The sequence below is a fragment of the Planosporangium thailandense genome (assembly GCF_011947195.1).
Lineage (GTDB): Bacteria > Actinomycetota > Actinomycetes > Mycobacteriales > Micromonosporaceae > Planosporangium > Planosporangium thailandense.
The window spans coordinates 108,953-134,297 of sequence record NZ_JAATVY010000008.1 but is presented as its reverse complement, the minus strand read 5'-3'; the positions used below and the strand labels follow the sequence as shown (position 1 = coordinate 134,297).

Below are 25,345 nucleotides of genomic sequence, written 5' to 3'. Positions count from 1 at the left end.
GTGGACTACCTGAAGCAGCAGAATCTCGCCAGCGTGCCGGCGCTGTTCGTGATTTGTCGATACCTAGCTACCCGGCCGGACGGTGAGGACGAAGCCGCCTTGCGGCGCGTTCTGCAACCGCGCGCCATGATTGCCAACCAGGGTCCAGCACCGCGAGATGATGAACGACGAGATGTGCTGCCGGCCTCGCTGGAGGTCGGCAGGGATATCGAACTACTCGACGCGCAGGGGAGCAGACGTGAACGCGTCTGGTCGCTACGCGAGAGCGTGCGAGCCGAGGTCGCGGCGGTCCCTGCTGCGGATTCCCGCCCATTCCGCAATCTTGTCCTGCGGTCTCTGGGCGCACGGGCGATGCAAGTCATCGAGTCCGGCGAGCGTCCGGCGGATGTCGCACTGGCGCTCACCTGGCTTCTCCAAGGGGACCCGCTCAGCCCCTTGTCAACATCGTGGAGCGATGGACCGGAGATGGCGGTCCGGCGATCCGGGCTCGACCTTGCCGTCAGTAGCCCCGAGCAATGGCGTGCGCTCGTGCGGTGGGCCCGCTCGCTAGGACTGGCGACCGCCACAGCGGCCCGGCAGAAGTCCTACTTGGTCGTTGACCCCACCAAAGCGGTGGACGACACTCTCGGCCGACTGCCCCGCCAGGGGCCGGCGGAAACGTGGTTCCGGCAACTGCACTCGCTTCTGCCTGTCCTCGGCCACCGCGCCTTGATATCGGCGCTGCCGGGGCCACGCGGTTCCGCCACCGAGATACCGGCGGCGACTGCGCTCGCCGTGTGCAAACTGGAGCGAGCCGGTCGGCTACGACTCCTGCAGTCCGACGACGCGAGCAGCACGGTCGTCCTGCGACTTGGTCATCAAGTCCGCCAAGTCGGCGAGGTACACGTTGTGGAGGCGGTCGCATGACCAGCACGATGAAGGGCTTCCGTTGCTGGAACGCGGGGTCAGTACGTCAGACGGTCTATTCGGACATTGGTGCTCTGCCCAGCGATGCCGACGCGGTCTTCCTCGCCGCACACACGCCGGTGACGCTCGCCCATCCAAGAGGCGAGGAACTTCCGGGCGCGACTTCGGGTGAACGCCAGGTACTCGACGCGCTTCTGGCCAGCGTTGGTGATGTTGACAGGAACACCATCGTCGCCGTGACCGGCGGGTCGGGTACGGGCAAGAGCCATATCGTCCGCTGGGTGAACGCCCACCTCGACGCGTCCGATGCCCGGTTCCATGTCCTCTACGTGCCGCGCGCGGTGCAAAGTATCCGGGAACTGCTGAGACGACTGGTGGTCGGGCTCCCCGACGGCGGCGGGAAGGAACTCCTGACCCGCATCGACGCGGCGATTGGTAACACCAATCCGGCAGAACTGCAGGATCGCCTGCTTGAGGAGATGCGCCTAGCACTAACCTGGACGCTCGAGCCTCAGATGGCGACCGACGACGAGTCCGCGGCCGAACGCGCTGTCCGCGAGGAGCGAAACAGCCTACTGGGTGAACCCGATGAGCAGGGTAAGCGGCGCGACGGACTCGCTGACCTGCTTGCTCTTCCCGAAGTCAACCGTGCCCTCCTTCGCCCAGAGGGCCGGCTCTATCGGCTGGTGCAGTCCCTGTATTCGGAGACGTCGCGCAGGGACGAGCAACAGGAGGCATTCACTCCCGCCGACCTGCCGCTGCGCCAACCCGGTCTGCGTCGGGCGTTGGCTGGCAAGAGTGGCTTAATCGAACTCTGGGACATCATCTGCCATGATCCCAGGCCGGCCCTCGACTTGCTCGACGAGGCTTTGCGTTCGGCGCTGCCCAGGACGTTGGGCTTGAGGGCGCACAACGGGGAGACCTTGGACCTGTTGTTCCGGCGGTCCCGCCAAACGCTGCGAGACCAAGGAAAGGAACTAGTCCTACTCTTCGAGGACTTGGCCCAGTTCGGCCTTATCGACGGTGAGCTGTACGACCAGTTCACCATTCAGCCTGGCTCGGATCTGGCGCCGCTGCGGGTGCTGTTCGCCGTGACGGATGGACCGTACGACAAGCTCCCGCTCACCGTGCAGACGCGTATTTCGCATAGGTTCATCGTCAATTCCTCGGCGCTGCAGGATCGCGAGGCCTTCGTGGCCCGGTACCTGAACCTTGTCCGTGTCGGCCGTGCCGAGGTGGAGACCAGGTGGTCGCAAGCTCAGGATAGCGATACCGGCGACTGGGTCAGAAACGCGTGTGACACACGTGAGGATGGGTTGCCCTGTCAGTTCCGGGACGAATGCCATAAGTATTTCGGAGCCGTCGAGGTGGCCGGCCTTGGACGAGTCGGTCTTTATCCCTACAACGGGTTGGCGTTGCGTCGTGCCCTGGACGCCCGAGGACCGAGCGTCACGCCCCGGGACGCTCTGGACGTCTGCGTCTCGGAGGTGCTCATCGAGGCGGACGCGCACATCGGACGAGGCACCTACCCGCACGAGCGCGTACGTGAACGCTTTGACTTCAAAGTCCAGCGCGCAAAGGACGTCGTGCTCGGAGGACGGACGGGTGAGCAGGCAGAACGCCTATACCGGGCATTGGTGGTATGGGGCGACGAGACCGAGCTCGCACCGGTCATCGCAGAAGCGTTCTCCCTCGAGGTAGGAGTTTCACGGAGCCAGGGGACGCCGGCGCTCAGCAAGTCGGGCCCGCAGACCGAGCCGAGGGCTGCGACCAAGACCAGCTCGCCAAGTCCGCTACCGCCGCTGTTCCAGTGGCGAAATGACGACCACCTGGCAGACGACCAGGTCGACTTCTATCGAGCTTGTCTCCTCCGGCTCGTCAACTCCCGGCTCGATCTTGACCAGGACCTGTTCCACACCGCGAACGGTGAGGGCGCTGAAATTCTGACCCGGCTTTTCAATCGGATGTCGTTCGACTTCCCAACGGATGCTCGGGGTCGCCGGCCCGGTGCCGGAACCGTTACCTTCCCGATTCAGCGCAACGACGACGATGTGCGGGTGCTGGTAGCTGCGCGGTGGTTCGACGAGCATGGACATTGGGACCCGGAGCGTGGCACGTGGCCTTGGCCCGACGGTCACGATCCGGTCGACCTAATGCTGGCTCTCGAATGCCGCCTGGAGCAGTGGGCAAACGAGGTACGTGTGGCCTTTTTGAGCAAGGTCGCAGGTCGTGACCTGGCCCGGACCGTTGTCGGCACGCGGGCCGTCGCACTGATCGCGAGCGGAATGCCACCCCACGATGTATCGGATCTCGACAGGGTGCTATCTAGTCCGACGTCAACGAGCTCCGCAACCCCAGCGTGGGCCTCGGCCTGGCGGGCGGCGGCCGAGGCGTTGCGTAAAGTGTCCGCCGTCGGCTGGGTTGGGCAGTTCGCCGCGGTCAGGCAGGGGGATAGGGGCGGCCCGCAACTTATTGATGCGGCCGAACTCACTGCGGGCCTTCAGACGGTTCTTCGGTCGCCAGTTGCGCATCTTCGACGCGTGGTCGAGGAGTTCAATGATTCGGCCCCGGTTGTAGCTAGCGCAGCTCGGGACTTGCTGTCCGCCGTTGAGCAGGACGCTCCGAGTCTTCTGCGGGACGTGACGAGTGCGGTCGAGACACTCGCTGAGGGCTTAGAGCACGCGGAACCGCGTGCGGTGGCCAAGGCCGCGCGGGAGGTCGGAAGGCGCGCGCGCGACAGTGGGCTGTTCCGACCCGCCGACGGTTGGAACGACTTCGCCGAGGCTTTGGACACTCTCGAGGCGCTACCGGCAGGACTTCCGCTTGATTGGCGCAGGAACGAACAAGAGTCGGAAGCGGCAGAGGCGCTTGCTGTGGAGCACTGGGCGGGGTCGGCGATTGCCGGTGCCCTAGCACTGCAGGTGGTCCGGAACAGTATGGCCGCGACACGTCAGGAGTGTGTACGGAGCAATAGCGTCGCCGGCGATGTGGATCAGCGCAGACGAGAGGTCCGAAAGAAGCTGAAACAGGTTGAGGAGCATCTCCAAGCGCTGGGTACCTCGGAGGTCCGACATGGCTAACAGCGACAGCATCAGTTGGATTGATGAGACGCGCGAGGCTGTCGACCGGGCTAGCAACGTGGTGCAGGCACAGTCAGAATTGGAGGTCCTGGCCACCGCGGAAGAAGACCTCGATAACGCTATTCGAGACCTGTCGGATGTGCAGACGGCAGCCGTTGTGGGACAAGGAATCTGGTGGACCGGTTCCGACGCCCCAGCCGAACTTTGGACCGAATTGCGCTCGGCTCATAAGGACCTTGGGCAACGTCAGTTAGCGTTCGTCATGCGCAAGCTCGCCGAGTTCCGGCGTCGGGTCCGCGATGCGGTCCAGACCGGATGGGCCACTCATGTAGCTTCCCGGGCGGGCGATGCAGGTGACCTGCGGGACCTGATCCAGGTGCTGTCGGGAGTCGAAGGACTTGCCGAAATCGCCCGCAGCCTGGACCAAGCGTTGGGCAGGTTGGCCCGGCTCCAGACGAAGCTGCCGGATTCTCAAGCGGTCCAGACACTGGATGAGGCCGTCGACCTCCTTGACGCCTTGGAACGGCGATTGCCGGCCGCGGTGAAGGTATTTGTCTCCACAGCCGCACGTGGCGGTGCTTCCATCGACCTGCTCGGCGCCGACGTGCGTGGGTGGCTGGTAGACAACGGGGCTCTCAACAATTTTCGGATAGTTCCCGGTCGGCCGCAGGAGGTTTCGGGTGGATGAGTCGCTTCGCGACGCGCTGACCGCGGTTGAACTTCGAGAGGCTGAGCTGCTCTCGTGGGGCGCCGTCGGCGCGGCGTGGGCCGAGGACGAGCTCCTGGCGGTGCTGGCGGATCACGGCAATGCCCGGGAAACCCTGGAGAATTTTCTCGACGCCGCGCTCGTCGTCCGTACCCCCACAGGCGGCTACCGGTCACGAAGCGCCGAGACAATGCGACTGCTCGCCACGCTTCGGCAGGCCTTTCCCGGAACTCGGGTAACTGATGGGCGCGCGTTGGTATTGGATCACAGGTTTCTACACCGGCCTCGACGCAGTCCCAAACGAGATGTCCCCGCGCAACATGTGTTGGCGGAGTTGGGTGACTACCTTGGGCCGGCCGGCACCACCGCGGCCCAACGGCTTCTCCCCAAGGATCTGTCCGGCTTTCAGCGCCGCAGTGCGCGCGCGGTACTGCAGGCGTTAAGGGGCGGACAGTCCGCGGGCGTCATGGTCACCGCGGGCACGGGCCAGGGCAAGACGTTGGCCTTCTATCTCCCGCTACTTTCATGGTTGGCAGACCGGGTAGCGCGCGAGCGGCAGCAAGAAACGCTCGGCTTGGCCCTCTACCCGCGTAACGAACTCCTCAAAGACCAGTTGCGGACGATCCTCGGCTATGTGACGCGCCTTGGAGTAGGCGCAGGGACGTCCGCGACCACCCTCAGTCTGGCCACGTGGTTCGGCCTCACACCCTCCTCCGCCCGCGCCGTGCGCGAGGGCTGGGCCCGGGGCTGGGAGAAGCGTGGAACCGGCTACATCTGCCCGTACCTGCGGTGCCTAGACTGCGACGCCGATTTGTTATGGCTCAACAGCGACCTGACCCCCGATCGCGAACGCGAACGCCTTGTCTGCAGCGCGCCCTCCTGTGGCGCAGAGGTCGACGGACGGTTCTTGAGACTGACCCGGGAAAGCGCCCGGCGACAGCCCGCTACGTTGATGCTGAGCACCACCGAGTCGCTCAACCGCCAACTCGCCGCGCCGGGCAACCTCGGCGCGTTCGGTATCCGCCCGGCGACCCTCGCCGCCGTCCTCCTGGATGAGGTCCACACCTACGAGGGCACTGTCGGGGCCCAGAACGCCATCCTGCTGCGCCGACTCCGGCACGCTCTCGGGCGCTCGCCCGTCTGGGTCGGACTATCGGCGACGTTGAGTAACGCGGGCGACTTCTTCGCCCGGCTGGTGGGTTTGCCGACTGGAGCCGTCAACCTAGTCCAGCCCGACCTCGAAGAACTAGAGGAATCGGGGGCCGAGTATCTCGTGGCACTGCGCCACGACCCGCACTCGCAGGCAGGCACGCTGTCCACCACCATCCAGACCTGCATGGCGTTGGCCCGCTGCCTCGACTCCACCGCGGATGATCCATTCGAACCGCCGCCGTCTTCCGGAGGCGTCTTCGGCAGTCGCCTGTTCGCTTTCACTGACAAGCTCGACAGCACGAACCGGCTCTACTGGGACCTCCTGCATGCCGAGGGCTGGCAGTGGCCCGGGCGTCCACACGCTCGTCGGCCGCTAACTCTCGCACATCTACGTGCAGACAGGCAGGAACGCCTTGCGCCCGGCCGCCGTCAACCAGCAGCCGACCGCGATCCCGACGGGCAGTGGTGGTGGCTGCCAGAGCAGTTGGGACACGGCGTTGAGGCTGACCGGCAATTGCGTCTTGGGCGCACCAGTTCCCAGGACCGAGGCGTCGCCGCCGACGCCCAGGTCGTCGTAGCAACTGCCACGCTTGAGGTCGGATTTGACGACGACCGGATCGGCGCTGTGCTGCAGCACAAGGCGCCACACGATGCTGCGCAGTTCCTCCAACGCAAGGGGCGCGCAGGACGTGCCGCTGACATGCGGCCCTGGACAGTGGTCGTCCTTAGCGACTGGGGCCGGGACCGACTGGCATGGGAGGCCTACGACGCACTATTCGACCCGGAACTACCTCCGCGCAATCTCCCTCTCGAGAATCTGTACGTACTGCGGATCCAGGCGGTCTATGCACTTCTCGACTGGCTTGCCATGGAGCTTCGCTACTCCGGAACAGACTCCGCATGGGAAGATCTCGCAGGTCCAGCGTCGGCCCTGCACCCCCGCAATGCGACGCGGCAGGCTGCAACACGCGCTCGTCAAGCGGCTCTGTCGACGCTGCTCAGTCGGCTGCTACGGCCCGGGCCGGAACGAGAACGCCTCCGCCGGCACCTGCGCGGCGCGCTTGGCCTTGGCATCGGAGAGCTTGCCGAGTCGGTAGTGGACACCCTGTTGTGGGAGGCCCCCAGGCCGCTGCTGCTGGCGGTCGTCCCCACAATGCGTCGCCAACTAGAAGAACAGTGGCGGGGCGAGGAGCCGTTCGAAGACGACGCCGGGCTGCGTACCCGTACGCCGCTACGGCAGTTCGTTCCCGGCAACCTCTTTGATGACCTCCTCGTCCCTGACGTCGAACTCAAAGTGCCCGGCTTGCAGGGACAGATCGAAGTTGAACATCTCCCCGCATTGCGAGTGGTGCGCGAATTCTGCCCAGGAAACGTGACACGACATTTCGGAGTATGGGCGACGAACAAGCGGCATTGGCTTCCGCTGCCGCAAGTCGCTCCAGGTGAACTAGAGGTACGCGTTGACGTGGAGCGGATCTATCGGGCTACGCCCGTGGACGTTGTCGGTGCCGGCCCCGATCGGGTGGCTGTCTATGCGCCCGTTGCGGTGACCCTCCAGTCTGTACCGGACGAAGTAAAGGATGCGTCCGCGGTCCGCCCCGACTGGGAATTCCAAGTGGAAGCCCTGGGCAGTGGTTCCGCCATCCGTCTGGCCGGTGGAGCCGACCGACTCCTCGAAGCAGTGATGGCTCACCTACATGTCCAGGGTGGCGGGGTCCGAACCATGCGCTACGCCCGGACGGCCCACGGTACAGTCTGGAACCCCAGGCCTGCGCCAGTCGGCCTTTGCTTCGGTGTCAACGGCCCAGACGGCTGGACACCGGCGGCGCTCGGCGTAGACGTCCACTGCGACGCGCTGGAGGGCATCGTCAAGATGCCCAATCGGGTGTTGAGCCCTTCGCCTCAGGAGCGAACGCAGCGTTTGAGGCACCGCCTGGAGGCCGAGGTTGATCTTCCGGATACGATGTCAATCTTCGATCGAGAATCGCTTGCTGAAGTGGTTCTCCTGGCAGTCGCCGATGCCAATATCGACGAGGTTGAGCTCCTTGAGGAAGGCGAACTGGCAGCGGCGCTGCTACGTGCCGCTGCGACGCTCGGCCTGATCGGCGATCAGGACCAGGCGGACCATAACGATGAGGACGAGGAACGCTGGAGGCACTGGCTCAGCGACGGCCGCCTCCTTTCCGCCGTCAGCGACTCAATACAGGAAGTGTCGGGTGAGGAACGGTCGCCCGCATGGACCGCCTGGTGGCGACGCCGATACACGCTCTCGGTCGCACACCTCACTCTGTCAGCGCTCGCGGCGCTCTGCCCGGGGGTCGACGTTGACGAACTCGTGGTCGACCTCTCTCCCGGAGACGACACGGTGTTTTGGTTGTCGGAACCGTCCCCTGGGGGAACCGGACATATCGAAGCGTTCCACCGCGTCCTGGCGCAGGATCCAGAGGCGCTTACCCGTGCCCTAGACGACGCCCTGACCCCCTCCGCAGCAGAGACCATGGATGAGGAACTCACGTTGCTGTTGCGATCCGAGGCTGGGGATGTTCGCTCGGCGATCGAGGAACTTCGCGCAGCGTGGCGTGCCGGCCATACCGTCGTTTCCCTAGCCATCGCGCGGCTGGATGACGTCGTGCGCGCCCAAGACCTCGCCCTCGGCGGCCCGGCACGCTCGGCGTTGAGCACCCGCCTCGCGGGGCCCGGCGCTCACCCCAATCTACTGGCCGAGGTGGCATCGTGGCTCGACCTGCGTGATATGGCGGCCGACCGCGCTCGGGTGGAGGTGAGTGCCCGTACCCTCGGCGCGCTCTTGGCGGAGGACAAGCGCGTTGACGAGGTACTTCACCTCGAGGAGGATACGACCCCGCAACGGCGTGCCCGGGCCGTAGCCAACGTCCTCTGGCCCTGGGGCCAAGCCGCGCAGGCGACCCTGTCTTATAACCCATACGCGCCGCATCTCCAGGCGTCAATCCCGACCGTGCGTGAACATGTGGACCTACGTCCGACCGCGCTCGATGTGGTTCCGTGGGACGACGATCGCCGCGCCACCGTCCATGAAACCCTGATCGAGCAGCGCGAGGTAATCCTTCGCGCCCGACACACTGATCGTGCCATGCTGCGAACGGCAATCCTGGACTTGCAAACCCGGCCGGTGGAGGTCGGAGCGCTGTTGTGCCACCCGGTCGTCGTCGGGATGCGGCAGTCGGTCCACTTAGTCGAGGCCCGCGTACACCTGAGGGAGGCGCCGTGAACCGGGTCATCCGCAAGTCCACCGCACAGAGTGCCGGGGAGGTACTAGATCTACTCGGCGCGCTCTTCTCCGCGGAATTGGTCAGTTCGAGCAGGTGCCTGTGGCTCGTGTCACCGTGGATTTCTGACGTCGACATTATTGACAACAGTGCTGGCACATACCCGGCGCTCACCCGCCACGGACGCAGGCGGATCCGCCTCGCCGAAATCCTCGTTACGCTGGCCGCAGAGGGGACGCGTGTCGTTGTGGCGACGACCTCCGACGGTCATAACGACACATTCCGCCGACGCCTCACGTTGCTCGCTGGCGACCTTCGTGTCGGCGAAAAAATCAACGTGGTTGTCGATACCACCCGCAGTCTGCACACCAAGGCGCTGACAGGGGACGACTACGCACTGGTTGGCAGCATGAACATCACGCACAACGGCATTCATCTGCGCGAAGAATACGTGGAACTGAGAACTGAACCGGACTTTGTGGCGCAGGCCCGCATGGACGCCTTTGACCGCTACGGGGGCGTGCTGTGACGATCCTGGAAGCTCTGCAGTGGGGCGTGGGAGACCCCAGTCGGTTCGGTCCGTTCCGCGACCGGCTGGAGATTCTGATCGAGGAGCAGGCGCGGACTTGGGCTAGCGGCGCCAGTGGTTGGATCGTCGTGCCGATCCAACGCCACCCCGCGGGTTTCTATCTCCTGTCGGAGGACAGAGAGGGCCAGCGCCGAGGACGCGAGGTATTGCAGGCATTCCTCGGCCCAGCAACAGCGACGATTGAGTCGGTGACGCTCGTGCCCCAAACCGAGGACGCTGACCGGCACTTCCATGCAGCCGGACTCGTCCACCTGTCGTATGTGCGGCGAACTGATGCCACGTCCGCGGATCTGCTCGATCGAGTCGAGGACGCGATTGCGACGATCAAGGGTAAGGACGCGCGCCCGCGTCCCGTTCGGCTGTCACATGTGGATCTACTCCGCGACTTCCGACTCGCCTTGTTGCAGCGCGACGGTCGTGTAGCCGACCGAGTGCTGGAGGAGCTTCGGCTCACTGGGCAACTCAGCGCCGAGAATCTCCGGTTTTTGACTATCGAGATGCTCGGTCGTCTGGAACGCTGGCGCGAACTGCGCGAGCTGCCGTACCTGATGCAACTCTTGCAGGCACGCCGTCCGCGGGCTGTCAACGAGATCCTCCTGGAGATGCTGTGGTGGACGGAACTCGCTGAACCCTGTGCCACAGGCCGTTCGCCCCGCGACGTTTACTCGGACGCTGACCTAGGTGCCCGTTTCGGCGCAGTTCTTAGCGCTATCGACGTGCCCGGCAGCAGCGCGGGCCGCGCTGTCGGAGTAGTTGCAGCGCTGGCCCTCGACGACAGCGACCGCCTAAAGCGGTTGCTGAACTCGGCAAGTGACGAAGTAGAGCGAGAACGGTTGCAACGGCTGGTTCTCCTCGGGCAACCGTCGAGGCCACGCGAGACCGCAGTCGGAAGCGACGTCCAGACGCTTTTCGGCGAAGGACAGTACGGTGCGGTCATCCAAGCCTTCCTTGAGTTGCCGGACCCTTCCACGGCCGACCTCGCCGTGCAGGCGATCCTCGAGACCGAAGACGGCGCGACGGCGCCTGCGGTGCTACGCAGGGTCCAGACATTCATCGCGGAGGAACAACTGCGTCCTGGGCGGCGATTACTGCGGGACCTGCAAGACCTAGCCCGTTTCGTCGACAATTCCTGCACCGGTTGGGTTCAGTGGTGTACCCGGCTGGGACGCGATGAACGCTGGCCGGACGCGGCTCAGATCCTCCGTACGCAATACGCACAGTGGGAAGACCTACGCGTTCTACCGCCTGCCATGGTGGAGCAGGCCGCGATCGGCGTGTTCGACGCCTGGACGGGCACCAATCAGGACCAGGTCGTCGCTGGACTGGACGTGCTATGTCGAGTCGCTGCAGCAACGGCTTTAGTGCCACACGCGGCCGAGTTCTGCGAGGTCGTCCTGTTGGTGCTGGCTGAGCAGCACAACCTCAGCGCCCCTGTACGCGAGGCGTATCTGCTGCTTCTAGAACAACTCCTCGAAAGCGGTCCGGCGGAGTCGCGCTACCGGAAAATGGTGGAACAAGCGGCCCTTCTATGGCGACGGATCGCCGCGCCGACGGCAGTGGACTGGGGTCTTGGGCTCATCGACATTCTGCTCAACGCGTCAGCCCCCGCCGCGGATTTCCGGATGACAGTGGTCGCAGAAATACTGAGCAAGACGCGGGACTTCCAGAGGAGGCTGAGCCTGCGTCAGCGGTCCGAGTGGGAGGCGCTGGCAGAGGAGATTGGTCTCCAGGTTCAGCGCCTGACCGAGCCGACAGACGAGGAAGACACTGTTTGGCGCCGGCTCGATGGTGCGGTGATAGGCGTGTATACGCTTCTGCCTAGGGCTGCGGACTCCCTGGGCAGGCGTCTGTCGCGGCTTTGCTCCCCTAGCTCAGTCGAGGGCAATGCCGACACGGTTGCCACGGAGGCGCTGCAATCACTCGCAACTCGGGCCGACTACCTGATCGTCGATACCTGGCACGCGGCGCATGCCGCGACGGCCGCTATTGACGCTGTACGACCCAGGAGGGGGCAGATCATGCCGCAGGGCCGTGGAGTCACGGCCTTTCTGCAGGCACTAGAGCACTTCCTTGCGTTGACTGCGTCCTGATGTGGCAGTGCATTCCGTGCTGAAGACGGGAGGAATTGGCCGGTCAAGGCGGCCGCCGGGTTGGTGAGCTTCGACTGAACAGCCAGCCGTGCCTTGAGTGATCCGTGCTATAACGCCTGGCCGGTGGCGTTCGTGCCAGTCGACGGCCTTGGTGCCACCCGCGCGATCGCCTTGGTATGCCTCGGACCAGGCAGCGCGCAGGGCGAGCAGCTCTTCGACGATCCACGCGTGCAGGGACCAGCATTGACCAAGAGCGTCGACGGTGCCGGGGTAGTGGATGAGCACCTGGTCCATCCACTCGACGAGTTCCTGCAGGGCCTCGGGCCGAGGCGAGACCAGCCAGGACTCCACGCCGGCGTGCTGGCCGTCTTCGGTGTTGTCAGCGCCAACCGGCCGGTCGTCGGCAACCGCGGCGACTCGGTCCACGAGGTCGGCGAGGACCCGGTGCGCGGTGTCTCCGGTCTCCCGAGCACGGTCGATGTCGGCCCGGTGCTGGTCAACTTCGCGGCGCAGCTGCTCGACGTCACGAGCGAGCGCGACGAGCGCCGGATCCGGCGTTGGCCGGTTCATGCCGGCACCTCCGCGTCAGCTTCGGCCGGGCGAGGCTCAGCCACCGACACCCGCTCTGCGGCACGAGTAGCTTTCCGGTCGGCGGCTGCAGCGCGCCGCACGTCCCGACGCTTCCACGCGATCGGGGTACGGGCCAGCGCGACCGGCATGCCGCGACGGATGAGTAGCGCATGGTGGTTCTTGAGGCTCGCGAGGTGCGAGGCCGACATGACCGGCGCCCGGCGCATGCTCGTCGACGTGACGTTGCCGTCGGCGTCGCGCACCACGGTCACCTCGTCACGCTCGCCGGCAAGCTGACCGAACATGGCAAGGTCGGACGCGTCCTTGGCGCCGCCGAATACAAGCACGGCCGCAGCGGAGTTCACGATCATCGAGGCGCCGTCATCACCCCAGCGCTGCCGGAGCTGTCCCAGACCCTGACAGGCGGCGTGGATGGTGATCGAGCGCTTGCGGAGTTCCGCCATCCACCGGTCCAGCGGTACCGGGCAGACCAGCGCGATCTCGTCGAGCACCATGGTCAGCGCCGGGTCCAGCCGCCCGCCGGGCTGGCGGGAGGCGATCTGCCGCGCCTGATAGGCGATTTCAGCCGTCAGCGCGGCGACGAGCGGGCCGACGGTGCCGTCATCGTCGCCGAGCAGGTAGAGCGTGCCGGCCCGGTCCAGGAACTCGGCCATGTCGAACAGCCCGTCCCCGACTGCGTCGCCGGCCTCGACAGCGGCGGGGTTGGTTACCCATGACACGGCCGGTGCGATCGCAAGCATGACGCCGTCCCGTGTCTTCGGCGTCGTGTTGATGGCGTGTTCGGCTGCCTGGCGCATCGCGACGGCGTGCGGGGAGCGGTCGAGCGCGGCGAGGACGGCGTTGCGGCCGGCGTCCGGGTTGGCGACCCACGCCTGGACGTCGCGCATGCGGTACCCGCCGAGCGCCGCGGCGTGCATTAGTACCCCGAGTACCCGGCGGCCCTGGATGTCCCAGCGCTCGCCCTCGGTACCGGCCTTCACGGGCCCCATGAGGTCGATCGCGCGGCGGGCCGCTGTCTGCGGATCGCGGCAGCCGGCCAGTGGTGACCAGCGCAGCGTCGACGGCCGGCCACCGATACCCCCGGGGTTGAACAGGTGGATCGGCCCACGGGCCCGGCGCAGCGGCTCGGTCAGCTCGACCAGATCCGCCGCGGTGGAGGTGACCACCACCGCGCCAGGCGCGTCGATGACCCGGCAGGCCATCTCGGCGGACTTGCCGGTACCCGGAATGCCAACGCGTAGCGTGGACTCCTCGCACGAGGTCCACACCTTCAGGCGCCCGACCGTGCACAGCGGCGTCGCGTACGACATGACCGGCGTCCGCCAGCGCTCCAACAGCGTCGCGCCGCGCAGCGACGGGCGCAGTACCGCCGCCTTGCGGCGCATGGCCAGCGGTGAGGACGTGGCGAGGATGTCCCACCGGGAGGCGGTGCCGCCGTGGCGGCGGCTACGCCGGTCCCACTTGCCGATCAACGCGTTACTGCCGCGTGCCGGTCGGAACCGGTAGTAGATCGTCCCGGCGGTCATCGCGGCGCCGCCGACGAGCAGGGCCGGGCCGTAGTGCTCGGCTGGCGTACCGGCGGCGAGGTCGGTCCAGGCCCAGCCGACGGCCGTCGTAATCAGGCCGCATCCGGCGGTCCGGAACGGGAACCTGCGGTCAGTGCTGGACATGCGTTGCCTCCGAGGGGTGGTGTCCGGGGTTCGCGCTCGAACTCGTGGATGCGATCTGTCGCACCCCTGTGGGACCGTCAGAGTCATGGCCGTGGCAATCGCCATCTCGGCGGCCGATTGCGGCGCGATGATGGCGGCGTTGATCAGGCAGTGCCGCGCGACGCAGGCACCGCGCCCCGCCGGCGCGCTCGCCGCGCTGAGCTGGCTCACCGGCGTGAGCGACCGGCGTCCGGTCAGCCGTGACGTGCAGCCGGCGACCGCCGGCACGGTCGGCGTCGAGATGGACCTCGCCGATCGCATCGCCCGGGGCTTGGTCGCCTCGGCGATTCCTGCCGCGTACGCCGCCGGTACGGTCGACGCGGTGCTGTGGGCGCTGGGCCGGCGGCCCCGCCAACCGCTCACCTGACATCGGCGTCCTCCCATTCGGCGGCGCGGATCTGGTCGCGGCGGCGGCGTGCGGCCTCGCGTAGCTCCTCCTCTTCTTCGGCCTCGGCGGCGCGCTTGGCTTCCTCCTCGGCCTTGCGCTCCTCGATGCGCCGCAGCGCCTCCCGTGCCCGCAGGGCCGCGGCCGCCGTCTCCGCCGGAGACGGCACTCTGTCAGGCAACGACTGCCGTTTGTCGTCGGCCGGTTCGGCTGCGGCCTGGTCCGCGTCGTCCCGCTCCGCCTGACTGCTCTCGGACTCGCCGGCCGCGTTCCGGTCGGCCTCGTCGACGGCGTCGCGGTCGTCGGTCACGTCGGCTTCGGCCACGGGACGGTGCGCGTCGTCCTCGAGCCGGGCGAGGCGCTCGGCCTCCAGCCATTCAGCGGCGGTAACCCGCTCCTCGCTGGCGTCCAGGTCGACACCGCGGGACTTCAGCTCCGAGGCCGCGCGCTCAGCGGCCTGCCGGGTCGGGGCGGTGTGCGCATACCAGGCGCCACGGCCCTCGTCGGCGACGTCGAGCTGCCGTTCCGCTTCGGCGAGCACATCGGCCAGGGCGCGGCGCTGCTCGGCCTCGGCCAGCAGCTCCCTGCGGCGTCCCTCGTCGACTTCGACGGTGGCGCGAGCGGCCGCCATGGCGGCCTCCTGCCGGCATCGGGCAGCGGCCTCGGCGGTCGCCTTGAGCTCGGCACCGACGTACCCCGGGGCCCAGGTCTGCTCGCGCTCCCAGGCGCGTACCCGGACCCGGAGCTGCCCCTCGCTCATCTCCGCCTCGTCCCGGCCAAGCTCTGGACGGCCGAGCGCACGCCACGCCGCCGCCCACGCGGCCCGGTGTTCGGTCATACCGGCCGCTGGCGCCGGCGGGATCGGGTTCTCCTCGTCGGTGTGCCCGGTCAGCTCCCGGTACGCGGCGACCGCCCCGGCGCGGTGCTCCCATTCGAGCCGGTCGGCCGGTCCGGTCGGTACCGGTCCGAGCGTCTCGGTCGCCCACACCGGGAGGTTTTCGGCGGTCTCGGTGCCGAGCTGGCGGCGGCGGTCGTCGACGGCCTCCGCGAGCTGACTGAGGTAGCTGCCCCACGTACCGTCGACGGTGGGTACTGCCTCGGCGACGGTCTCGACCGTCGGCGTGAGCTGGCCGCGCATGGCGTCGTTGATGCGGGCGTGCAGCACCTGGGCGATGCTGCGGGCGCCGGTGAGCGGTCGCCCGTCGACGGCTTCGGTGACGACCCGGTCGACGTCGTGGCCGGCCAGCTCGACCGAGCGCAGCAGCCAGCCGAGCTGCTGAGTGGCCGGGTCGGCGGCCACCGCCACGCGCTCGTCCTCGCCGAGTAGACCGTTGACGGTGAGCCGGTCGAACAGGTCTCCGATCCGGGCCTGCTGCACCTGTTCGACCCCGGCCGCGTACTCCTCGACGAGCGTCTGCACGCTGCGGCTGCGGTCGACGGCAACGGCGGCCTGGTCGACGGCGGCGAGCTGCTCGTCCGGGCGGTCGACCGCACTGGCGAGCACCTCCAGCGCGGTGCGCTCGGACTCGCCGGACGTCGCGGTCTCGGCGTAGACGGTGTTGCGCTCGCGGCCGCGGGTCATCTGTACGTACAGGCTGGACAGCCGCGACCGCGACGACACGACCGAGTGGGTGGTGCCCTCGGTCGCGCCCTGGCAGGCGTGGACGGTCACGGCGTAGCCCAGCTCGACCGACGTCTCGACGTAACCAGCCGGCAGGACGACCCGCCGGCCCGGGCAGCCGTCCGGTTCAACGACCAGGGTCCCGTCCTCGCGGGTGGTGACGACCCGGTGAAGCTGGCGGTTCGCCACCTCGGCTGGGCGGCCGGTCTCGTCGTCGAGGCGGTAGTTGTTGGCGCGGGTGACGATGATGTCGCCGACTCCGGCGATCGTGTTCTGCCGGGGGAGATGCACACCGTCGGGTTGGACCCGGCTGAGGGCGATCAGCTCGTCCCGCAGTGAGGCTGACAGCCGGGCGGCCTGCTCGTTGGTGTCAACCACGAGCAGCGACCGCACGCCGGAGACGGTGTCGGCGAGCCAGCCGCGGGCCGCTTGCGCTTCGGCGTCCGCGAGCGACCCGGCGGAAACGATCCGGCCGTGCCGCTCGTAGTCGAGCAGGGCCGAGGTGTCGCCGTCGCGCAGCCGGAGCGAGGCCTGCGCCTCCCAACGGTTGGCGAACCGGCGGACGGTGGTCAGCTCGTACGTCGGGGCGGCGCCGACGAGCGAGGCCATCATGCCGCCGGCACCGATCGCGCCGAGCTGGCGGTGGTCGCCGGCCCATACCCATCGTGCGCCTGCGGTCTGGACGTAGGCCTCGATCTCGCGGAGGGCGTCGGTGTCGGCCATTCCGGCTTCATCGACCACGATCACGTCGTCGGCGGTGAGCCGGTGGTTCCAGTCGTCGCCGTGCGCGGTACCGGCAGCGAGCCGGCGCTGGATGCCGAGCCAGCGGGCCACGTTCAACGCCGGTACGCCGTCGGTGGCGAGGTTGTTCGCGGCGGTCTGCGAGATGGTGAGCCCGATGAGGCGGCCCGCGGCACCGTCCCACAGCTCGGGGTCGGTCCAGGCCTGGGCGAGGACTGCCGCGACCCGGGACTTGCCGGTACCGGCCGGGCCGACGATGACCGACAGCTGCTGCCCGCCGGTGAGCACCCCGCGTATCGCGGCCTCCTGGTCGGCGCCGAGGGTCAGCCCGGCGGCCCTGCGGCGGGCTAGCCAACCGTCGACGGCGGCCGGGTCGGCGACGCGGCCGGAGGTACGGATGGCGGCCTGCCGCAGCGCCAGCTCCGCGGCGATGGTGCCTTCAGCGGCGTACCGGCGTTCGGTCGGCCGGGTGAGCGCGGAGCGGCCGTCGGCCAGGCGCAGCTCGTCGGGGAGTACGTCGGCCGTCGACCCGGATACCGATACGGCTCCGTACCGGGAACTGGCCCCGACGATCGGGTCCCGGTGCTCGCCGCGCTCCGCCATGGTCAGCGCCTCGTCCACCAGACCTTCGATGAGCGACTCGACCTCGTCCGGCGCAAGGTCGCCGAGGGCAGGAAGCGCAGCGGTGATGTGGCGCGTCAGGTGGTACCGGGTCCAGGTCGCTCCCGTCGCCGACGCCTGCGCCATCGCCTCGGTGATCACCGCGCGCGGGTCGAACGGCTCGGCCTCCGGGGGAGTGCCCTCGTTGGCGACGAGGTCGTCGGCGAGCTGATGCAGACCCGCGCCGACCTCGGCCCGCATCTGCCGGTCCATCCGCTCGGCGCGCTCCGCCAGCCCTTCGCCGTTGTGCTGCTTGCCGGGCCGGCTCGCCATGGCGACCGAGCGCATGATCCTGGTCTGTTCCAGCGCCGTCGCAGGCCTGCCGACCCGCGCCTCGTATGCTTCGATCAGCGGCCGGGCGGCATTGACGATCGCGGTACGGCGCGGCGAGAACGCGGTCAGCACGGCCTCGGAAACCTGCGTGGACTCGCGGCACACGCCGTCGGCGCGGGTGTCGAACGCAGCGCCGAGTAGCCGGCCGAGCTCAACCTCGGTGACCCGGTCGCCGATCGCGCCACCGGCCTGGTGGGCGTCGACGATCGCCGCGTGGTCGAGTGACCGCCACTGGCCGTCCGGGCACTGCACCCGCGAGAGCACGACGTTGTGGACGTGCAGTTGCGGGCCCTCGGCGCGGTTGGTGTGCTGGAAGAACTGGGCGACGGTCCAGTCGTGGGCGTCGGTCCACCGCCCGCCGGCGCCGCCGTGGTGGCCGATCCGGCTGTACCCGGCGTGCCGGGACATGTATCGCAGCATCGCGTCGTTGCCGGCCCACACCGCGTGTTCGACCGCCTCGCGGCGGCCGCGCCAGGCGGCCTCCGCCTCGGCGTCACCGGTACGTCGGGCGGCGGCTTCCCTGGCTGCAAAGGCGGTGTGCATGACGGTGACGGACTTGACGGGGGAGTACGTCAGGTCGACGAACGTACGGGGCCGGCGCACCTTCCCGGCCGCGGCGAGCCGGATCTCCTCGACCCGCTCCGGGCTCGCGTCCGGCTCCGCTGCCAGCATCTCGGTCGCGATCTCATCGGCGCTGCGGTACCGCCCCAGCGCTCGGCCGATGGTGGCAGCCTCCGTCCATGTTGTTCGGTCGTGCGAGCGTGGATCACGTGGGTCGAGGTAGCGGTCGAACAGAGCTGCCATGGTCTGGGCTTCGACCTCGCCGGCCAGACCGAGTGACTGCGCGCCAGCACCCCACCAGCGGCCCGGAGGCTCACCCAGCGTGGCGTCGTCTGTGTAGTACGCCGTCCTGGTCGTGCCCACTTCGGCCGTGTAGTAGGCCGAACCGCTGGCGGTGAAACCGACCGTCAACATTCCGACCTACCTCTCTTTTCAGGCGCCGCGGAGCGGGCGTGGTTTGTACCGTCGGATCGGTGATGCATGGGTGTGCGTTGTTCTTCGTGGGATTCGTGCGGCGTGATGAGAGTGAGTTGACGTTGGTGAGAGATCTGGCCTAGCTGGGGCTTGCGGTGGGTTGTTGATGCTGCGGCTGGAGTGCGGGTTGGCCGGTTGCTGCTAGTGACTGCCTGTAGTGGCGGTCAGAATGGCGATGACCTGCCGGAGCGCATGTGTGATCGCTCGGAGAATGTGATCGGCGACGATGGCACGCTGCTCGTCGTTGTCGCCCATGAGCGGGATGCTGATGCGCAGTTCGAGGTGTTGCCGGCTGTCGTTCTTGGCCACGCGCGTCCCGACGACAGACGCCCTGCCGACCACGACGGTTACCGGGTCGCTGCGGTGCTCGCCGAGCGCGGCATCGTTGGCCCGACAGCGGTTCGAGCACCAGACGGGGGGTGCCCCGCGGCGGTGCCGCGGAATCGGAGCCAGGCGGTCACGGCGCACCGTCCGTAGTGGGTGCAAGATCGGCCGGTACGGCGCTGCCATTGACCGGAGCAGGCGTATCGGTACGGGTGGCGTTGGACTTCGATGTTCGTAGGCCGGCGAGGTCGAGGAGCCGGTACGCCCGGCCCTGGCTGATGCCGAGGGCGTCCATGGCACGGCGTACCGGTACGGTGCCGTCGGACCGGCGGGGTAGCTCCGCCAGCCGGGCGAGTAACTCCTCGTCACCTGGGCGCCGGGTTCGAGCCGGCGTATCGGCTGGCTCGTCGGCGCCGGCAGGACTGGGTTCGTTGGCGCCTGTCGGCTGCGCGTACTCCCACGGGTCGCGTATCGGCGTCCAAGGTTCAGCCGCCTCGACCGTCAGCGGCTCGATGGCGGCCGGCGCCACAGCGGTATGCGTATCGGCTGCGGCTGTATCGGTACGGCTGGCCGATACGGGATCCGGCGTAGTGGATTCGCGTACGAGCAGAGCGCGCATGTGTACCGCCAGGGCGGCGAGCGCGGGTGGCAGGGCACCGACCGCCCCGGCGAGCCACGCCCGCCAGGACTGAGCCGGCATCGCCTGGCCGACGCTCAGCGCGTGGTACGCCGACTGCGCCACGATCCCGACCGCGGCCGCGACGTACGTGTTGGTGCGGGCGAAGCGAGCAACTCGCTGCGGCACCGGTGCCATCCACAGCACCAGCGCGACTACCAGGTACCCGTCGACCGCGACCGGCAGCGCCCAGGACAGACCAGGGTCGGAGAGCGGCCGGTGAGGATTCGTGGCGGCTACGTAGTCGCCGCCGTCGAAGCCGGCGGCCCGACCGATGGCCACCCACGTGGCGGCCGACAACCCGAACGAGGCCGCAAGCACCGCCCACGAACCGGCGGCGGCCAGCCGGGGCTCCCCGGCGCGCCTGGCGCTCACGGCCGCACCTCCCAGTGGTTCTGGCGCAACAGCGCGGTCACGTAGACGCGGACCTGGCTCGAGTGGCCGTGATTCGGATACGGGGCGCTGATCGACACGACCGCGATGCGCTCGCTGGTGCGCAGCAGGGCGACAGCGGCATCGGTCTCGGCGGGCGTTCCCATGACGCGGATCTGCATCGGGTTCACCGCCCATCCGCGCCGTCGAGTCGTGCCGGGCGGGTGTCGCGCAGTCGGACCGGCGGCACCACTGTTGGGCCGGGCAGTCCCGGCCGCCACACCACGACCCGATCAGGGCCGGCCTTCGCCGTGTACATCGCACGGTCCGCCTCGGCTAGCGCCCAGTCCAGGATGGTCGGACCTTGTAGCGCTCGAACGCCGATTGAGGCGGTCACGGTCACCTCTCGGGTGCCTCGTATCCGTATCGGTGCGGCGACTATCGAGGCGACTCGGCCGGCCAGCTCTACCGGGTCGACGACAACGGTGGCCAGGGCGAACTCGTCGCCGCCCAGGCGGGCCGAAACCGTACCCGCCATGGCTGCAAGACGGGTGCCGATCGTCGCCAACACCTGATCGCCGGCCTCGTGCCCGAATTCGTCGTTGACCGGTTTGAAGCCGTCCAGGTCGGCCAGCAGCAGGCCGGTCGCCCGAATGGTCGGCCATGCTTCGAAGAGGCCGCGCCGATTCAGCAGGCCGGTCAGCGTGTCGTGAGTCGCCGCATACTCTGCCTCCGCCGCGGCCCGGCGGGCCGCCACAAGCTCCCGGGACAGCCGTCCGGCGTACCGGCGCAACCGCAGGTGGCGGCGGGCAAGCGCTGCGGTGGTCACCGCTGGCCCCGTCGAACGTGGCGGCTGGGACGCCGTCCACCGGCGGTGGCTCGCGCGCATCGGCGGACGTCCGTTCGCTGGTGCATGGATCTGCCTCCTGCCTTCGAGGAGCGGTCGGATCCGGGCTTCGGCGGGTGGTGGAGTCGTCGCGTCGGAGCCGTCTTCGGCCGGGGTCGGCCGACTGCCAAACGGCACGTCGAAGAGCTGCCGGCGATTCCGAGTCACGCCCGCTCCCGGTGCCCGGCAAGCTCGGCCGGGTCGACGACGCTGCCCGTCGAGACGGCCGTCTCCTCCAGGTCGTCGAGCGCGCGGCTCGGGATGACGTAGCGGCCGCGAATCTTGATCGCCGGGAATTCGCCGGCGCGGATCGCGCGGTACAGCGTGACCTCGGACGTACCGAGGATCTCCGCGACCGCGGCGACGGAGTGGAAGCGGACCGGGCGCTTGCCGTTGCTCGGCTGTTCCTGAGTCACTGCGTCCTCCTGAGTCGGCCGGCGCTTCTGGCGCGCCGTTGGTGGACTCAAGATGGCTCTGCGGACAGTGACGACTTCACCTATTCACTGGACACCCATTGACGTCTTTGGAACAATGAAGTCGTCCCTAGGCGTCCCTAGGAGGAAGCAGTGGCGAACGACCGGCTTCGAGACTCCCTGCTACGCAATGGTTTGACACCCTCTGCGGTGGCCGAGAAGGTCGGGGTCGATCCCAAGACAGTTGAGCGGTGGATCACTCAAGGCCGGCCAACGTACCCGAAGTTCCGCCACGCTGTAGCAGCGATGGTGAAGGAGAGCGAGTCGTATCTCTGGCCCAACGCGATCCCGCCCGAGCGGGCCGCTCGCGTCGCTCAGTCGGAGTTGGTGACGCTCTACCCGTGCCGGTCGGTGGTACCGGAAGCGCTCTGGAACCGGCTGTTCAACGAGGCCACCGAGCAGATCAGCATCCTGGTGTACGCCGGCCTGTTCCTGCCGGAACAGCGGCCGAAGCTGGTGCGCGAGCTGAAGGCGAAGGCGGCAGCCGGCGCGAAGGTCAGCGTCCTGCTCGGCGATCCGGACTGCGACGAGGTTCGCCGGCGTGGCATGGACGAGGGTATCGGCGACGCCGTACCGACCAAGATCCGCAATGTGTTGACGTTCTATCGGCCGCTGCAGGGCGTCCGCGGCGTCGACGTGCGCTTCCACCGGACGACCCTCTACAACTCGATCTACCGGTTCGACGACGAGATGCTCGTCAACACGCACGTCTTCGGCTTTCCGGCGGCCCACGCGCCGGTACTCCACCTGCGCCGGCTCGCCGGCGGCGACCTGTTCGAAATGTACACCGACAGCGTCGATCGGGTCCTGGCCGGCTCGGTACCGGCGTGGACGGAGGCTGTGGCAGCCTGAACGCATGGCCCGCATCGAGCACTTCAACGATCCCGACGCGCCGAACCCCAACAGCATCGTCGTTGCGGTGACCGCGTTCGTGCTCGACGACCAGGACCGGGTCCTGCTTATCCGGCGTACCGACAACGGGCTGTGGGCGCTGCCCGGCGGCGCCCAGGACTTCGGCGAGTACATCGCCGAAACGGTGGCGCGTGAGACCCGCGAGGAGACCGGCGTAGAGGTGGAGGCGACCGGGATCGTCGGCGTCTACACCAACCCGAACCACCTGATTGAGTTCAGCAACGGCGAGGTGCGTCAGCAGTTCTCACTGTGCTTCCGCGCGCGGTACCTCGGGGGAGAGTTGGCCACGAGCGACGAGTCATCCGAGGTGCGCTGGGTCAGCCGTGATGAGCTGGACTCGTTGCCGATCCATCCGTCCATGCGGCTGCGGATCGACCACGGGTACGAGCGGAGAGCCGAGCCCTACATCGGTTGACCGGTGGCGGCGAGCCTCGCCTCCGTTCGACGTACGGCCGCGACGGCGACCGGCTCGGCCTTGGTCCAGAACTGGGTCACGAGGTGATCAGGGCCGTACCGCTCACGGATCTCGGCTAACCGCTCCAACACGTCGAAGTTCTGCCCATCCGGGCCGGTCGTCAGGTCGGCGTACCAGAGGGCGTCTTTGAGGGTCGACTCCTCGTCCACGAACTCGGCGGTCAGTTGGTCGGCGAGGCCGCGCTCCTTGGCCTCGAAGATCGCGCAGGAGTGGTACGCGACGAGCGACATGATCCGCTCGTTGAACCCTTGCTGTCGGAGCCATCGGGCGCCGTCGAGGGGGTGGAAGCCGGTCGTCGCCAGTCCTGGGGCGTACCCGATGTCGTGCAGCCACGCTGCGGCGATGAGTAGCGGGCGGTCCTCGGCACTCAGGGTCGAGGACACCCTCTGTGCCTTCGTCGCGACGGCCTGAACGTGCCGCCATCGCCGGGGGAGGGCCTCGGCGAGTTTTGCGCGGGCATCGCGCTCGGCTGCGGCGGCAACTTGCATCGGAATAGCCTACGGATCGGCGTCCGGGCTGACCAAGTCGCTGGCGTCCATCGGCTCGCCGCGAAAGCCCACGTAGGTCGGAAGATCACGGATCTCTGTCGTCGGCACACCTCTAGTGACCTCTTGCGTGTCAAATATCGGCCGCGGGATCGCTGAGGATCGGACACGAGGTCAGGGCCCATCCTCGGTCCAACCTCGGCCGTCTCTGGCCAGTACGGTTGCTGTACTTCGCTGCTGTACCACGGCGCGTCTGCAGAACGTGCGGCACTCACCCACTACGGCTGTCGCGGGCGGCGCAGCCGAAGACGAAGGCCGTTGTCGCGAACCAGGTCCCGCCGAGCAGTTCGGACGAAATTTCGGCGGGCCGCGCTATACGTCCCCAACCGCTCATCCCAGGATGGTCCCTCGTCGGACTCCATCTCGAAGAGCGCGAGCGCAGCCTCGCTAAAGGCATGTCCCGTCTCTGCGACAGTACGTGGGCAGATGAGCTCAACTGATTCAACCGCAAGGCCGAGTTCGTTGGTCGCTTCCCGGAGTTGTGTAAGCCTACCTGTCTTCCCTGCTCCCAGGCGTTCAGTGATGAGGTCAACCACCGGCTGCTCTACTCGGGCCGTCACTGACTCAAGCACCCCGCGAACCGCACTGTCCACGTCCTTCGAGTCATTTTCTGGATTCATTCGGCGAACAAGCACCTTTGCGCCGAACCGGGCTAGAGGCTTGAGGACGCGGCCTTTCGGGCCAGAGTTCAGGAGCTGCGTGAACTGGTCAAAGGAGTTCTCCAGTATGAGTGGCGTAGTGGTGGCGGCCGCCTGGTGGAAGACCGCTGCCGTCATTGCGGCGTGACCTGAATTGAGGAGCTGCGTACACGCCCGGTGCCGCTCGGCTCGCCGCCACTTCCTATACTCCATGCTCCGGTTCAGCACGTTGCCAACGAGCAGGCCGAACAGCCCGACCACCGGCGTCACCCAATCTGACATGTCGTGTAGTGCATCAGACTGTGGCGGTAGAGTAAACATCGCCTTGGCACTCAACTAATGGCCGGCAACTTGACCATGGTTGCGGGATGCCTACGAGCGGTTTAGAGCCGGTACGTCCACAAGCGCCCTTGACCCCCAGGCAACAATCATGACTGCTTGACCTGCAACTTCACACGCCCTGACCTGCCGGAATGGTCCACCAACGTCCGGGGGCGTCCGTTGATGTCCGTGCGGGTTGTCACTCAGTTAGTCACTCACCGGAGACGCCAGAGCCGCATGGTGCCACCGTGACGGGCGACATGCTCGCAGAAGACGCGATGCTCGTAGCCACCCGGAACACTGTCACCGACAGCCCGCCAGAACGGCCTTGAATCTCTCATGTGCCCGCTCCCGGTATGCCACGCCAGTTCCCGGTTCTCGATCCGAAGCGCTCGCAGAGCAGCCGATGCAATGCCGTTCCGCTGGTACTTCTCGACCGCGTACGGCTTGTCCACCCAGCCAAGGCTGCACTTCCGGCAGATGACGTACTCGACGGCGAACGCGAATTCGCCATTCAGACTCGCTTGCCGACAGCGCCAGCCGAAGTACCGCCCCGACACCGTGTCCTGCCACGGCGTCCCCAACCGAGGCAACTCCCCCACGGTCGGCCTGGGTCGCTTGTCGATCCGGCCGCGGGTCAGTTGGTAAAGGGCAGACCGCACTGGTGTTCGCCCGGCCTTGCGGCCCACGTGGGTTTGTGCCTGCGCGACAAGCGTTCGTATGGCATCGACCTCGACCGCTCTCTTCATGTCAAGCACCGTAGCGCGGAGTCCCCACGGACCGCACGTGCAACCACTCCTACTTGATCGCAGCACGGGCCGCCACTTGGCGTTGAATTGATCTCCACCTCGATCAGAGATGGACTAAAGGTGCCGATCGG

20 protein-coding genes are annotated in these 25,345 nt (G+C 67.6%); 9 read left to right on the top strand and 11 right to left on the bottom strand.

Features of this window, described 5'->3' with window-relative positions; all coding sequences use genetic code 11:
* From HC031_RS14145 to dpdD, 6 genes are read left to right on the top strand one after another with little or no spacing between them, the layout of a single operon-like run.
* Positions 1–906, top strand: coding sequence for a hypothetical protein (locus tag HC031_RS14145; protein WP_167925750.1), 906 nt, complete (start codon positions 1–3; stop codon positions 904–906).
* Positions 903–3,986, top strand: a complete 3,084-nt coding sequence (locus tag HC031_RS14140; protein ID WP_167925749.1) for a hypothetical protein — start codon at positions 903–905, stop codon at positions 3,984–3,986. Before HC031_RS14145 ends, HC031_RS14140 begins: the two co-directional genes overlap by 4 nt.
* Positions 3,979–4,674, top strand: a complete 696-nt coding sequence (locus HC031_RS14135) for a hypothetical protein (protein ID WP_167925748.1) — start codon at positions 3,979–3,981, stop codon at positions 4,672–4,674. The genes HC031_RS14140 and HC031_RS14135 overlap by 8 nt, the downstream gene beginning before the upstream one ends.
* Complete coding sequence (gene dpdJ / locus HC031_RS14130) at positions 4,667–9,091, top strand: protein DpdJ (RefSeq protein ID WP_167925747.1); 4,425 nt, start codon at positions 4,667–4,669, stop codon at positions 9,089–9,091. The genes HC031_RS14135 and dpdJ overlap by 8 nt, the downstream gene beginning before the upstream one ends.
* Complete coding sequence (gene dpdK, locus HC031_RS14125; RefSeq protein WP_167925746.1) at positions 9,088–9,618, top strand: phospholipase D-like domain-containing protein DpdK; 531 nt, start codon at positions 9,088–9,090, stop codon at positions 9,616–9,618. Before dpdJ ends, dpdK begins: the two co-directional genes overlap by 4 nt.
* Positions 9,615–11,768: a protein DpdD gene (gene dpdD, locus HC031_RS14120; protein ID WP_167925745.1), complete on the top strand. Its 2,154-nt coding sequence runs from the start codon at positions 9,615–9,617 to the stop codon at positions 11,766–11,768. The genes dpdK and dpdD overlap by 4 nt, the downstream gene beginning before the upstream one ends.
* Here dpdD and HC031_RS14115 read toward each other — a convergent pair.
* A complete protein-coding gene (locus tag HC031_RS14115; protein ID WP_167925744.1) occupies positions 11,736–12,338 on the bottom strand; it encodes a hypothetical protein in 603 nt (200 codons plus the stop codon). The two genes, dpdD and HC031_RS14115, sit on opposite strands and share 33 nt — an antisense overlap.
* Complete coding sequence (locus tag HC031_RS14110) at positions 12,335–14,029, bottom strand: type IV secretory system conjugative DNA transfer family protein (protein WP_167925743.1); 1,695 nt, start codon at positions 14,027–14,029, stop codon at positions 12,335–12,337. The genes HC031_RS14115 and HC031_RS14110 overlap by 4 nt, the downstream gene beginning before the upstream one ends.
* A 91-nt stretch (positions 14,030–14,120) precedes the next feature.
* Here HC031_RS14110 and HC031_RS14105 point away from each other — a divergent pair, with 91 nt between their 5' ends.
* A complete protein-coding gene (locus tag HC031_RS14105) occupies positions 14,121–14,435 on the top strand; it encodes a hypothetical protein (RefSeq protein WP_167925742.1) in 315 nt (104 codons plus the stop codon).
* Here the strand turns inward: HC031_RS14105 and mobF are convergent.
* The 6 genes from mobF to HC031_RS14075 all read right to left on the bottom strand — a co-directional run bounded on the left by mobF (position 14,428) and on the right by HC031_RS14075 (position 21,517).
* Positions 14,428–18,783 carry a MobF family relaxase gene (gene mobF, locus HC031_RS14100; RefSeq protein WP_167925741.1) on the bottom strand — a complete coding sequence of 1,452 codons (4,356 nt, stop codon included), beginning with the start codon at positions 18,781–18,783 and terminating at the stop codon, positions 14,428–14,430. The genes HC031_RS14105 and mobF overlap by 8 nt on opposite strands.
* A 201-nt stretch (positions 18,784–18,984) precedes the next feature.
* Positions 18,985–19,152: a hypothetical protein gene (locus HC031_RS14095; RefSeq protein ID WP_167925740.1), complete on the bottom strand. Its 168-nt coding sequence runs from the start codon at positions 19,150–19,152 to the stop codon at positions 18,985–18,987.
* 148 nt (positions 19,153–19,300) lie between these two features.
* Complete coding sequence (locus HC031_RS14090) at positions 19,301–20,218, bottom strand: hypothetical protein (protein WP_167925739.1); 918 nt, start codon at positions 20,216–20,218, stop codon at positions 19,301–19,303.
* Positions 20,215–20,397: a hypothetical protein gene (locus tag HC031_RS14085; RefSeq protein ID WP_167925738.1), complete on the bottom strand. Its 183-nt coding sequence runs from the start codon at positions 20,395–20,397 to the stop codon at positions 20,215–20,217. The genes HC031_RS14090 and HC031_RS14085 overlap by 4 nt, the downstream gene beginning before the upstream one ends.
* Before the next feature lie 5 nt (positions 20,398–20,402).
* Entirely contained in the window at positions 20,403–20,972 is a 570-nt protein-coding gene (locus HC031_RS14080; RefSeq protein ID WP_167925737.1) for a diguanylate cyclase, read from the bottom strand.
* 293 nt (positions 20,973–21,265) lie between these two features.
* The gene (locus HC031_RS14075; protein ID WP_167925736.1) at positions 21,266–21,517 is read right to left on the bottom strand and encodes a helix-turn-helix domain-containing protein; all 252 of its coding nucleotides are present in this window, start codon (positions 21,515–21,517) and stop codon (positions 21,266–21,268) included.
* A gap of 303 nt (positions 21,518–21,820) precedes the next feature.
* Here HC031_RS14075 and HC031_RS14070 point away from each other — a divergent pair, with 303 nt between their 5' ends.
* Together HC031_RS14070 and HC031_RS14065 are read left to right on the top strand one after the other, a co-directional pair.
* Positions 21,821–22,426, top strand: a complete 606-nt coding sequence (locus HC031_RS14070) for a hypothetical protein (RefSeq protein WP_338090652.1) — start codon at positions 21,821–21,823, stop codon at positions 22,424–22,426.
* A 4-nt stretch (positions 22,427–22,430) separates the two neighbouring features.
* The gene (locus HC031_RS14065) at positions 22,431–22,901 is read left to right on the top strand and encodes an NUDIX domain-containing protein (protein ID WP_167925734.1); all 471 of its coding nucleotides are present in this window, start codon (positions 22,431–22,433) and stop codon (positions 22,899–22,901) included.
* Here the strand turns inward: HC031_RS14065 and HC031_RS14060 are convergent.
* From HC031_RS14060 to HC031_RS14050, 3 genes are all read right to left on the bottom strand, one after another.
* Positions 22,889–23,449 (bottom strand): HD domain-containing protein, encoded by a 561-nt coding sequence (locus HC031_RS14060; protein WP_167925733.1) that lies wholly within the window; start codon positions 23,447–23,449, stop codon positions 22,889–22,891. The genes HC031_RS14065 and HC031_RS14060 overlap by 13 nt on opposite strands.
* A gap of 275 nt (positions 23,450–23,724) precedes the next feature.
* Positions 23,725–24,426 carry a hypothetical protein gene (locus tag HC031_RS14055; protein WP_167925732.1) on the bottom strand — a complete coding sequence of 234 codons (702 nt, stop codon included), beginning with the start codon at positions 24,424–24,426 and terminating at the stop codon, positions 23,725–23,727.
* Positions 24,427–24,680: 254 nt separating this feature from the next.
* The gene (locus tag HC031_RS14050) at positions 24,681–25,214 is read right to left on the bottom strand and encodes a hypothetical protein (protein ID WP_167925731.1); all 534 of its coding nucleotides are present in this window, start codon (positions 25,212–25,214) and stop codon (positions 24,681–24,683) included.
* Between the last annotated feature and the right edge of the window lie 131 nt (positions 25,215–25,345).